This window comes from Streptomyces sp. M41(2017) (assembly GCF_002078175.1).
GTDB lineage: Bacteria > Actinomycetota > Actinomycetes > Streptomycetales > Streptomycetaceae > Streptomyces.
The window spans coordinates 57617-66699 of the sequence record NZ_MWFK01000005.1 but is presented as its reverse complement, the minus strand read 5'-3'; the positions used below and the strand labels follow the sequence as shown (position 1 = coordinate 66699).

At 69.3% G+C, this 9083-nt stretch carries 20 protein-coding genes; 13 read left to right on the top strand and 7 right to left on the bottom strand.

What is annotated here, in order from left to right; translation table 11 throughout:
• The first annotated feature begins 36 nt into the window (after positions 1 to 36).
• From B0675_RS40145 to B0675_RS40090, 13 genes are all read left to right on the top strand, one after another.
• Positions 37 to 1086: a hypothetical protein gene (locus tag B0675_RS40145; RefSeq protein WP_081224766.1), complete on the top strand. Its 1050-nt coding sequence runs from the start codon at positions 37 to 39 to the stop codon at positions 1084 to 1086.
• The gene (locus B0675_RS40140; RefSeq protein ID WP_143661184.1) at positions 1083 to 1349 is read left to right on the top strand and encodes a hypothetical protein; all 267 of its coding nucleotides are present in this window, start codon (positions 1083 to 1085) and stop codon (positions 1347 to 1349) included. Before B0675_RS40145 ends, B0675_RS40140 begins: the two co-directional genes overlap by 4 nt.
• On the top strand, positions 1346 to 1567 hold the full coding sequence (locus B0675_RS40135; RefSeq protein WP_081224764.1) for a hypothetical protein: 222 nt from the start codon (positions 1346 to 1348) through the stop codon (positions 1565 to 1567). Before B0675_RS40140 ends, B0675_RS40135 begins: the two co-directional genes overlap by 4 nt.
• A gap of 103 nt (positions 1568 to 1670) precedes the next feature.
• Entirely contained in the window at positions 1671 to 2027 is a 357-nt protein-coding gene (locus tag B0675_RS40130) for an HNH endonuclease signature motif containing protein (protein WP_206602760.1), read from the top strand.
• A complete protein-coding gene (locus tag B0675_RS41720; RefSeq protein WP_179165582.1) occupies positions 2024 to 2197 on the top strand; it encodes a hypothetical protein in 174 nt (57 codons plus the stop codon). Before B0675_RS40130 ends, B0675_RS41720 begins: the two co-directional genes overlap by 4 nt.
• A complete protein-coding gene (locus B0675_RS40125; protein ID WP_081224762.1) occupies positions 2194 to 2415 on the top strand; it encodes a hypothetical protein in 222 nt (73 codons plus the stop codon). The genes B0675_RS41720 and B0675_RS40125 overlap by 4 nt, the downstream gene beginning before the upstream one ends.
• Positions 2412 to 2696, top strand: coding sequence for a LuxR C-terminal-related transcriptional regulator (locus B0675_RS40120; RefSeq protein ID WP_081224761.1), 285 nt, complete (start codon positions 2412 to 2414; stop codon positions 2694 to 2696). The genes B0675_RS40125 and B0675_RS40120 overlap by 4 nt, the downstream gene beginning before the upstream one ends.
• A complete protein-coding gene (locus B0675_RS40115) occupies positions 2693 to 2929 on the top strand; it encodes a helix-turn-helix domain-containing protein (RefSeq protein ID WP_081224760.1) in 237 nt (78 codons plus the stop codon). Before B0675_RS40120 ends, B0675_RS40115 begins: the two co-directional genes overlap by 4 nt.
• Positions 2926 to 3324, top strand: coding sequence for a hypothetical protein (locus B0675_RS40110; RefSeq protein WP_081224759.1), 399 nt, complete (start codon positions 2926 to 2928; stop codon positions 3322 to 3324). The genes B0675_RS40115 and B0675_RS40110 overlap by 4 nt, the downstream gene beginning before the upstream one ends.
• Positions 3321 to 3638: a hypothetical protein gene (locus B0675_RS40105; RefSeq protein WP_081224758.1), complete on the top strand. Its 318-nt coding sequence runs from the start codon at positions 3321 to 3323 to the stop codon at positions 3636 to 3638. Before B0675_RS40110 ends, B0675_RS40105 begins: the two co-directional genes overlap by 4 nt.
• On the top strand, positions 3635 to 3880 hold the full coding sequence (locus B0675_RS40100; RefSeq protein ID WP_081224757.1) for a hypothetical protein: 246 nt from the start codon (positions 3635 to 3637) through the stop codon (positions 3878 to 3880). Before B0675_RS40105 ends, B0675_RS40100 begins: the two co-directional genes overlap by 4 nt.
• Complete coding sequence (locus tag B0675_RS40095; RefSeq protein ID WP_081224756.1) at positions 3877 to 4356, top strand: hypothetical protein; 480 nt, start codon at positions 3877 to 3879, stop codon at positions 4354 to 4356. The genes B0675_RS40100 and B0675_RS40095 overlap by 4 nt, the downstream gene beginning before the upstream one ends.
• Positions 4353 to 4838 (top strand): hypothetical protein, encoded by a 486-nt coding sequence (locus B0675_RS40090; protein ID WP_081224755.1) that lies wholly within the window; start codon positions 4353 to 4355, stop codon positions 4836 to 4838. The genes B0675_RS40095 and B0675_RS40090 overlap by 4 nt, the downstream gene beginning before the upstream one ends.
• A 45-nt stretch (positions 4839 to 4883) precedes the next feature.
• On the opposite strand, the gene B0675_RS40085 is transcribed toward B0675_RS40090, so the two are convergent.
• From B0675_RS40085 to B0675_RS40055, 7 genes are all read right to left on the bottom strand, one after another.
• Positions 4884 to 5591 carry a hypothetical protein gene (locus tag B0675_RS40085; protein ID WP_081224754.1) on the bottom strand — a complete coding sequence of 236 codons (708 nt, stop codon included), beginning with the start codon at positions 5589 to 5591 and terminating at the stop codon, positions 4884 to 4886.
• A 24-nt stretch (positions 5592 to 5615) separates the two neighbouring features.
• The gene (locus tag B0675_RS40080; RefSeq protein WP_081224753.1) at positions 5616 to 6158 is read right to left on the bottom strand and encodes a helix-turn-helix domain-containing protein; all 543 of its coding nucleotides are present in this window, start codon (positions 6156 to 6158) and stop codon (positions 5616 to 5618) included.
• A gap of 156 nt (positions 6159 to 6314) precedes the next feature.
• Positions 6315 to 6809, bottom strand: a complete 495-nt coding sequence (locus B0675_RS40075; protein WP_081224752.1) for a hypothetical protein — start codon at positions 6807 to 6809, stop codon at positions 6315 to 6317.
• Positions 6810 to 6902: 93 nt separating this feature from the next.
• Positions 6903 to 7208, bottom strand: a complete 306-nt coding sequence (locus tag B0675_RS41715; RefSeq protein WP_081224751.1) for a hypothetical protein — start codon at positions 7206 to 7208, stop codon at positions 6903 to 6905.
• 318 nt (positions 7209 to 7526) lie between these two features.
• A complete protein-coding gene (locus B0675_RS40065) occupies positions 7527 to 7940 on the bottom strand; it encodes an NUDIX hydrolase (RefSeq protein ID WP_081224750.1) in 414 nt (137 codons plus the stop codon).
• Complete coding sequence (locus tag B0675_RS40060) at positions 7937 to 8587, bottom strand: NUDIX domain-containing protein (RefSeq protein ID WP_081224749.1); 651 nt, start codon at positions 8585 to 8587, stop codon at positions 7937 to 7939. The genes B0675_RS40065 and B0675_RS40060 overlap by 4 nt, the downstream gene beginning before the upstream one ends.
• 72 nt (positions 8588 to 8659) lie before the next feature.
• Positions 8660 to 9004 carry a hypothetical protein gene (locus B0675_RS40055; RefSeq protein WP_081224748.1) on the bottom strand — a complete coding sequence of 115 codons (345 nt, stop codon included), beginning with the start codon at positions 9002 to 9004 and terminating at the stop codon, positions 8660 to 8662.
• Positions 9005 to 9083: the final 79 nt, after the last annotated feature.

Genomic DNA, 9083 nt, shown 5'->3' with positions numbered 1-9083 from the left:
CCCCGGCAGCCCCCCACCCACCGACCGGAGTGACCAATGACCGAGAACCCCGAGACCGCCCACGCCCTGCTCTGGCGGCACGGACTGCCCGAGGACATCATCGACGGCGCGCTCATCCTCCACGCGCAGGAGCTGGCTGCCGTACAGCGTGCGGCCGTTGCCCAGACCGACGACCCCGTCTTCTACGAGGGAGAGGCGGGCTGGCTGATCAACCTGATCGAACCGAGCGCAGCGGAGGAGGCGCGGCTGCACGACCCTGCCGTGCCGTCTGTCGTGTCCCCGCCCGCCAACCCCACCGACCCGGCCGAGCCGTGCGTCTGCGGCGACCTCAGCGAGACCGGGATCTTCCATCGCAGCGACGGCCCCTGCTACGTCGTCGATGCGCAGCACCGGACGGCGGCGCTCGCCATCGCCCATACCGAAGGACCGCAGTGGGCGGACGGGGAGCGGCTGGAGGGTAAGCCGCTCTGGCAGACGTACCTCCGTCACGCCGCCGCTGTCCTCGCGGTGCTGCCCGGCACCGACCCGGCCACCACCCGCGCCGACGCACTCAACGAGGGCGCCGACGCCATCGACGCCGCGACCCGACAGGCGAAGGCCGACGGCGTGCTAGAGCCGGACAAGTACCGCCCCTGCCGCGACGCCTCGGCACAGCTCCGCGCTATGGCCGGCTGCCAAGAGTGCGAGTGGGGCGTCGAGCACACCGAGCACTGCCCGTACCCGGAGTCCCACAACTGGGGCTGCGGCTGCCCCACCGACCAGTCCGCGTCCGGGGCTGCTGTCGCGGGTCGGGCTGGCGAAACACCAGACACCGAGACGCGCCCCCGCTGCCCGCACTGCCAGATGCCGCACGACCTCGACCCGGCAAGCGGCATCCCCGCCATCTGCGCGTCGATCCGGGCCAGCCTCCAGCCCGCTGCCGGGTCTGGTGCTGCTGCCACACCCACGACGGAGGCCGAGCCCGAGGTCGCCGAGTACTGCCTTGGCTTCCCCGACGGCTGCCCCACCCTGATCCCCGTCCCGCCCGCGCCTCCCGTCCACGACGGCGGGTTCCGCTGCGGCTGCTACGACGAGGTTCCGTCGTGAGGGCGGCGTTGTTCGTCGAGGCGGTCGACACCGCGGGCTTCCTCCTCGACGTGGTCGCCCTGTGGATCGCCGGCCTCACCGCAGCCGCGCTTCTGCTCCTGCTGCTCGCGGGGCTGGCGGCGGTCAAGGCATGGCGTGCCGTCATGAAGGGCTCCACGGGGGCGCAGGCGGCCCCGCAGTCCGAATGCGACTCCAGCCCCACCGAACCGCTCACAGGCCCGCACACGCCCGCCTGGGCCCACACAGAGAAGGAAGCCGCATGACCGAGGACGAGCCCCTCAACTGCGCCCTCTGCGGACGCGCCATCTGGAACTGGACCCCCACCGTCTGGAGCGACAGCCCGGACCGCGAACCCTTCTGCGGCGACGACTGCCTCGCCACGGCGACCGCCGTCAGCCACAGCATCCCGCCCGCCATCGACCGAGCCATCCGCCGCGACCACAGCCTGTGCGGCAAATACCCCTGCTCGGACTGTCGATGACCTTCGGGTTCCTCGTCGGCGTCCTCGCCTCACCACTGATCACCGCCGCCCTCCTCGCCATCCAGCGGGCAGGGCGGCGGCCCACCCGAACAGAAAGATGACCATGACCGACCCTTTGCGGTACATCCCGGCGCGAGTTCGTCGCCAGGTTCTGGATGCCAACTGCGCATACTGCGGCGGCCCGTTCCCGACCGAAGTGGACCACGTCATCCCTGTTGCGCAGGGAGGCTCGGGCGACCTGAGTAACTTGGCTGCGGCTTGCGAGCCGTGCAACCGAGAGAAGCTCGACTTCACCCCTGCCGAGTGGCGCGCTTGGCGCGAATCGGAGGGCCTGCCCTGGCCGCCGCCTGGCCGCATCGGCTACATCCGAGAGGCCGTGCAACAGGTCCTTGATTCCGGCGTATCACCGAGCGATCTCGCCGAGGCTGCCGCCGCCTATGCCCGCCGGGATGCTTCGTGACCGCCCCGCGCCCGGTGGTGTACCTCGACCCAGAGACCGCCAGCATCCTCACCCGCTGCTACCGCGGCGAATCCAACCGCGCCGTCATCGCACGGGCCATCCGACTCCTCGCCGACGCCGACGGCCACCTCACACCCGACGGACGCATCAAACAACGGAGGCCCGCATGAGCAACTCCCAACTCCCGCCCGGCCGCCGGCTCACCGACCGCGGCGGCCCGATCCCCGCCGGCATGCGCGACGACGGGCCCCCGCACCGCGGACGCGCCTGCCTCGGACCCACCGGCGACTGGCTGTGCCGCATCTCCGCCGACCTGCCGCACCACGACTGCATCCCTTACGTCGAAGGCGAATACCTGGCGCCCGTCGAGCAGCGGAGGCCCGCATGAGGAACCCGGGAGTCGAAGGCCAGCCGCTGAGCCCCGGACAAGTCGCAGCCCTCCGCCTGTCCGCCGCCGGCTACACCAGCCGGGAGATCGCCTCCCGCCTGAACACGACCGAGCAAGGCATCCACCTGCGGCTCAAGGAAGCGATGGTCCGCCTCGGAGCGCAGACCCGAACCCACGCCGTCGTGATCGCCCTCCGCCGCCGCGTCATCACCTTCGACGAAGTAGAAGCCGCCAGGGCCACAGCCAGACACCGCAGCAATCGGAGAGAGGCAGCCGCATGAGCGAGTCCACCGCCGAGGAGCAACTCCGCGCCCAGGTCCGCGCCGCCCTCGCCGCTGCCGGCCTCAGCCAGGCCGAGGTTGCCCGACAGCTCGGCGTGTCCACCAAGCACCTGAACATGATGCTGACCGGCAACGCCACCCTCACCCTCACCTGGGCTGAAGGCATCCTCGGGCTGGCCGGGCACGTCATCGACATCACCGTCCGACCCGACAATCGGGAGCGGGCAGCATGACCTTGTCCGTCGCGGAACTCGCCGCGCTTCCCACCGCCCCGACAATCTCGACCGGACTCGCCGAGGCTGCCGCCTACGCTGTGGACGGTCCGATCATGGCCCTGCGGCGCGCCCTCTTCGGTACGGCAACGTTCGAAGACTTCGCCGCGGTCATCACCCCAGACCACGCCATAGCCGAAGGCGTCGCCCTCATCCTCCTCGGCGGTCTCGTCGACCCCGAAGTCACCGACCAAGGCTGGCCCGACATCAGCTGGCAGGCCGGCTACTTCGCCCAGCGCGTAGCCCGCGCCCACAAAGCCGTCACCGGCTGGGCCGCCACCCACACCAGCGAGCAGCTGGCCCATCTGTTCGAGGCCGCAGCCGACCGGGCCTGGGCGATGGAGGCGGCCGGATGAGCAGCCACCGCCTCGACGTTCCCGAACTCCACCGCCGCCTCGACATCCAGCGCCGCAGCCTCGGCCTGTCCTGGCGCGGAGTCGGCCGCCAAGTCGGCCTGCCCGTCAGCGTCTTCACCCGCATGGGTAACGGGCGCGGCATCGAAGCCGACGCCCTGGTCACCCTGCTCGTCTGGCTCGACCTCGACACCGACATTGCAGCCCTCATCGAACCCGGCCAGCCCAAGATTCCCTGCCCTAACTGCCACCGCCTGTACGAGCCGAAGAACGACGGAACCATCCGAGTCCACGCCTGCGGAGGAAACCGACCATGACCGACCAGCCCGAGCAGGCAGCGACCGAAGCGACCGACGCGGAGACCACGGCCCGCGTCTTCGCCGGACTCCACCGATCCGCCGAAGCCGACGTCACCCGCGTGATCGCCCTGTACGAGCGGTGGGTGAAGGAAGGCGCGCCCCCGCTCGGTGTACCGCTCGCCCGCTGGTGGGACAAGCGGCTCATCGAGCTGCACGACGCGATCGCGGGACCCACTGGCCAGGCCAAGGAGCAGCCGTGAACGACCTCGACGTGTGCCCCCTGACGGATGCCGAACTCCTCGCCTGGGTGGTGATCATCGAATACCGGAGGCGTCGGATGCGAGACGGCGCCGCCATCCTGCTTCCGTACCCGCGCTGCTCGACATGCCGCAGTCACGTGATCAAGGTCGAGGTGTTGCCAAGCCGGCTGGCGACACTCGCGCAGCCGATCGTCATGCACCCGTGCGGGCACGGCTATCTCGCCGAAGACGACGCCCTGAACCGCATCTTCCGCCACGCGGAAGCGATGCTCGACATCCTCGACGGCGTCGCTCTGGGCGAGGCTGGCCAGCCCTGGTGGAACACCGACGGGATCATCCGGGAGGCGCAACTGCGGGTCGCACCCAACGAACCGGCAGCGACCGAGCCAGCGCCGTGCCCTGCCTGTAGCCGCGCTGATCAGGCCGGGCTCGCACCGGCCGAACTGCATCCCGAATGCGTGAGGACCCAGCCGTGACCCGAGCCGACGACATCCTCCAGCAGATCGATTCCACCCTCGACGACTGGACGGTCAGCGGCGACGCGATGCGCAGCCAGCCCGCCGTCGACCCGGCCGGCTTCCAGGGCGTCACCCCGAGCGTGTTCGTCGCCGACGAGGCGGGTGAGTGGCAGGAGCTCGGGCACGCCACCGGCCTGGTTTTCCACACTGAACTGCCAGCCCCGGACGAAGCGTTCATGCGTGCCTGGCAGGAACTTCAGGAACAGATACGGCGAGTCCAGATCGAACGAGCCCGCCGCGCCCGCGAGATCCTCGACGTACTGGCCCGCACCCTCTACGAGTCCGTCAAGCCCGCCGTCGAGGAAGCAGGCCGGAACATCGCCCGCTCCCTCGACTCCCTCAAGCAGGCCGGGGTCATCGACGCCGACTGCAAGCCCGTCCGCCCCCGTGATCGGCCGGCGTGGCAGAGCCCGTATGGGCCAGCCCGACGACGACGGTGAACACGACGAAGCCCCCGCCCGGGTACCGGAGCGGGGGCGGGTCGCTCATTCTGGCGAGGGAGTGGCCGCGCCCGTGAAGCGCCCACCTGTTCGCTGGGCGCCACGCCGCCCCTTGCCTGGGCTGGCCTCTTTCGCCTGACGGATCAGATCAGCGTCGTATTCGGTCTGTCCGTGGCGCCCTGTCTGGCGACCCTCCGGCTTGATCCCCTTGCGGGAGAGCCAGACGCGGGCACTGTTGGTGGCGGACGCGCCCTCGTATCCGAGGTACTCGGCGATCATCGACACCGTCCACAACTCGCCGGCCCAGCCCGAGGCCTCCAGAGTGAGGGGCTCCCAGCGGTGCCCCAGTTCCTCGACGGCCCGGAGCCACGACCTGATCTCATCCACATGCGCGGCCGGCAGCCCCTGTCCTCGTAGCGCCTGCCAGGCAGCCGCGTCGGCCGGATCGACGAGGAGTGCGGCGATCGAACGGCCGACGCGGATGGCGCGGTGCGCGACAGCCTCGGCCTCGTACAGGTCGTCGGCGCCGAGGATGAACTCCACGAGGGGCTGGTGACGCTGCGCGCCGGGCGGATACAGGCTCGCGATGGCGTCGCTCCTCCTCGTTCGGAGGACCACCTCGCACCACCAGTCGCGGTCGGGGTCGATGCCGTGACGTTCCAGGTCACCCCAGTCGTCGGTGTCGTAGGTTCCGGACGTCTGCACGAAGAACGGGACGTCCTGATCCGGCATGGGCGGGAAGGCGGGGATCACTTCGGGGCTCCTTGTTGGGCGCTGTCAGGCCGCGAGTTGGGTGCGGATCTGGGCCGCAAGCTCGAACACGTCGTCGACAGAGATTCCGGCTGCGCCGCCGCGGTAGGTGGTGCGCAACAGTCCACGCTCGCGGGCGATCGGGTCACCCTCCCAGTCGTCGTGCGCGGTGTCGCTGATGACGATGTTCGCCCCCGCCAGAGCGTTGAGGCTCGCGATGCGGTCGCCGAGATCGGCGATGGCGTCGAGCTTGTCGGCAACCAGGGGAATGATGCTGCGGATGACGGTGAGGTGCTCGCCGTCGGGGGAGACGCGCCGCTTGACCGTGACGGTGAACGTCCGGGGCGCCTCGTCGGGGAGCAGCTGGCCGCTGTAGGTCGCGTTGAGGTCGATCACGTGGGTGGCCTTCCGGGTGCGCATGGCGCCGATGGCGATGCGGGCGGCGAGGGAGGCGGTGTCGATGATCCAGCGTCCGGCCTGCTTGGCGGCGGTGACGACGCCGCGGCGGCACCAGGTGCGGATGGTGGCGACGGTGACGTTGGCCTGGAGTGCGGCGGCGGTGGTGTTCATCGGGTCCCCCTTGGTCGATGACTCCATAATGTAGCGCCGCGCTACGTTATGGCAAGGGGTGTAACTAGAATGAGTGACAGCCGAGTTGAAAACCCCAGCTCACACGCGAAAGCCCCCGCCACCTCGACCGAGGTGGCGGGGGCTTTGGCGGCCGTCCTAGTCGTTCTGGTGTCGCAGCGCCCGGCTGATCGTTGACTGCTCGACGTCGAGCAGTCGCGCCACGGCGGACTGGCTGCCGACGATGTCGACCATCTTCTGCAGCTCGCGGGCCCGCGTTCCGGCGTAAGCGAGGACTTCGGCCTGCGCCTTGTCCATCGCTACCGTGCAGCGCTGGACGTCGACCATCGCGTTGTAGAACCGCCGGTGCTGGTCGGCCGGCACCTTCGCCCACACGGCCTCTTCAATCCGGATGCGCTCCATGCGCTTGAGTACCAGGCGCGTCATTTCCGGGTTGTCGTCGATGCGGGTGAGGGGGCCGTCCATGTTGCCCGAGGCGATGAGCGCGGGGCCCCAGTCGAAGCTGTCGGGCTTCTCCAGGATCTCGAAGTCTTCGAGCAGCAGGGCGCCGCCACTGCCCGGTGTGCTGGGTTCGACGACGATGTAGGTGGTGCCGTTCTCGCTGCGGTATCGCTCGCCGATCTCGCTGAACATGACGCCCCCTGCTGGTCTGTGGTGCTCCGACGTCGGTAACTATGCACCCCTGCATAGCTCCTGTCAATGCAGGGGTGCATAGAGTGGAAGGAGCTACAGCGTCGCCAGGTCAGACACCCGGAACGGCTCCGGAAGCTCCGGCATCGGAACCCCCAGCGCGTTACCCAGCAGCGCCCGCGCGACACAGTCCCGCTCCAGCGCCGGCTGCCCCCGGCGCATCGCCAACAGCAGCCGGCCACCCTCCCGATGCGCGTACCCGGAGAACCCGTACTCGGTGATCCCGGACTCGACCAGCACGGCGCCCAGGTCGGCCAGCAACTGGGGGAGTGGGGTGTCGAGCAGGTCGGCAGTGCTCGGGGATTCGGTCTGGGGCAGCGTGCAGCCTTGCGCTACGCTCATGGATAGTCCCTCTCTCGCTGGCGTGAGTGAACGGATGATCAGCGGCTGGTACCGCTGGTTGAACCGGCCCGGTGTTGACGCACCGGGCCGTTCGCGTTTCTGGAACCTACCTCTGTCGGCAGGATCTCGATGGTGCAGCGTGCGCTTTTCGGTAGGTGGCCTGAGCTGCGGTTTCGTGCAGCTGTCTACGTAACCGGCCCGCACTTCGGTGTCGCTGGATGACGCTGACTGCTGCCCCATGTCGGTGAATGCTGCTGGGTGCAGCGAGTGTCTACGGGATGCCCGCGACAATCCGGCCGGAACGTGGCTGAAACTCGATCAGTGCGGCAGGACCTCGTCGAGGTACTCCTGCACCGGCCCGAACAGGCCGTAGGGCACGTAGTCGGCGATCTCGGCGTGCGTGATCCAGGCGACGGCGTCGAGCTCCTCATCGTCCGCGACCCGGGCCTCCCCGCCGACCAGGCGCACCGCGACGTAGTGCATCGGCACCCCGCTCTTCGGATGCACCCGGTCGCCGAGCACCTTGACCGACTCGACCTTCAGCCCGGTCTCCTCGTCGACCTCGCGGACCGCAGCCTGCTCCGGCGACTCGCCGGCCTCGATCGCGCCCCCCGGGAACACCCACGAGATCTCGCCCTCCGCGGCCCTGCGGCGCGCCATCAGGACTTTGCCGCCGTCGGTGATGATCGCCACCGATACGGGAGGCTTCTCGGTCGTCGTCTCGGTCGTCACGCAGCAGCCTCCAGGGCGTTCAGGATGGGCGGGAAAATCTGGTCCTGCGGAATGAAGCGGGTCAACGCCGAACGCTGCACCCAGGCCACGTCGACGTTCTCCAACGGATCACGGTTCGACGCCTCACCGGCCAGGTGATCGGCCAGGAAGTAGGAGGCGACCACGCCGGTCACCGGGTGGATGCGCTCGCCGAGCTGCGCGCGGATCGTGCAGTGCACGCCGGTCTCGCCGTGCGTCTCCTGCACCGCCACCGACTCCGGCGCCGCGCCCGGCTTGACCATGCCGGCCGGGAACTGCCAGCGCAGCTCCCCGTCCCCGCGGCGGCACACGAGGAGAACCTCGTCGCCGCGCAGTACGACTGCTATCGCCACCCGCAGCGCCTGCGCCGCAACAGCTGGCTGGGCAACAGCCGGCTCGGCTGGTCGCATCAGGAGCGCGAACCGTCGGTGCACCGCCTCACCTGCCCTCTCGTATGCCAGGTCCAAGATCTGCTGGACTTCAGGCCGGTGGGTCATCGCGGGCGATGAATGCCATCGGCTGATCGTTCGGTCGGACAGGCCGAGGCGTTCGGCGAACTCCTCGTTGGTCATCCGCATGGCCTGCTGAAGCAGGCAGGCGGTACGGCCTGTCCAGGTCGCGACGTCCACTATCTGGCTCCCGTGCTCGTGGCGCTCGGGTCTGGCGGGGCGACGGCTAGGCGGTGTCGCCCCCGTGTCTACCTACGGCTGATCTGGCGTGCCGGTGTCCGTCGGCTGTCCTTCTGCCGCGCCCGCGGGGGGCGTTGACTCGACGGCATGGTCAGTCTTGCTCCGCTTCGAACTCCGCCCCTTGGCGATGGCTTCCGCCCAGGCGTAGCTGCGCCCGAAGAGTTCTCCGACTTCCGCCCACGTGCGTCCTGGGCGCAGCCCTTGCACGGCCGCTTGCTGGATCGCGTAGAGGTCCTGGTCGCTCGACGCCAGTTTCTGGCGGGCTTCGAGCGCGGCAAGGCCTCGCGCAAGCAGGTCGTCTATGGCTGCTACTTCGGCGACTTTCGCCTCCAGGGACTCCGTGAACGCATCTGTCATGAGGCCAGAGTAGAAGTCAACGCGCCAGTTCTCAATAGAGTGTTGACACAGCCTCAGAACATCTTCAGTATGGTGTTGA

Excerpts from the sequence above, each read along its gene's own strand:
- B0675_RS40145 (WP_081224766.1), top strand. The coding sequence starts at position 37 with ATGACCGAGAACCCCGAGACCGCCCACGCCCTGCTCTGGCGGCACGGA.
- B0675_RS40135 (WP_081224764.1), top strand. The coding sequence starts at position 1,346 with ATGACCGAGGACGAGCCCCTCAACTGCGCCCTCTGCGGACGCGCCATC.
- B0675_RS40130 (WP_206602760.1), top strand. The coding sequence starts at position 1,671 with ATGACCGACCCTTTGCGGTACATCCCGGCGCGAGTTCGTCGCCAGGTT.
- B0675_RS40125 (WP_081224762.1), top strand. The coding sequence starts at position 2,194 with ATGAGCAACTCCCAACTCCCGCCCGGCCGCCGGCTCACCGACCGCGGC.
- B0675_RS40120 (WP_081224761.1), top strand. The coding sequence starts at position 2,412 with ATGAGGAACCCGGGAGTCGAAGGCCAGCCGCTGAGCCCCGGACAAGTC.
- B0675_RS40115 (WP_081224760.1), top strand. The coding sequence starts at position 2,693 with ATGAGCGAGTCCACCGCCGAGGAGCAACTCCGCGCCCAGGTCCGCGCC.
- B0675_RS40110 (WP_081224759.1), top strand. The coding sequence starts at position 2,926 with ATGACCTTGTCCGTCGCGGAACTCGCCGCGCTTCCCACCGCCCCGACA.
- B0675_RS40105 (WP_081224758.1), top strand. The coding sequence starts at position 3,321 with ATGAGCAGCCACCGCCTCGACGTTCCCGAACTCCACCGCCGCCTCGAC.
- B0675_RS40100 (WP_081224757.1), top strand. The coding sequence starts at position 3,635 with ATGACCGACCAGCCCGAGCAGGCAGCGACCGAAGCGACCGACGCGGAG.
- B0675_RS40080 (WP_081224753.1), bottom strand. The coding sequence starts at position 6,158 with ATGAACACCACCGCCGCCGCACTCCAGGCCAACGTCACCGTCGCCACC.
- B0675_RS40075 (WP_081224752.1), bottom strand. The coding sequence starts at position 6,809 with ATGTTCAGCGAGATCGGCGAGCGATACCGCAGCGAGAACGGCACCACC.
- B0675_RS41715 (WP_081224751.1), bottom strand. The coding sequence starts at position 7,208 with ATGAGCGTAGCGCAAGGCTGCACGCTGCCCCAGACCGAATCCCCGAGC.
- B0675_RS40055 (WP_081224748.1), bottom strand. The coding sequence starts at position 9,004 with ATGACAGATGCGTTCACGGAGTCCCTGGAGGCGAAAGTCGCCGAAGTA.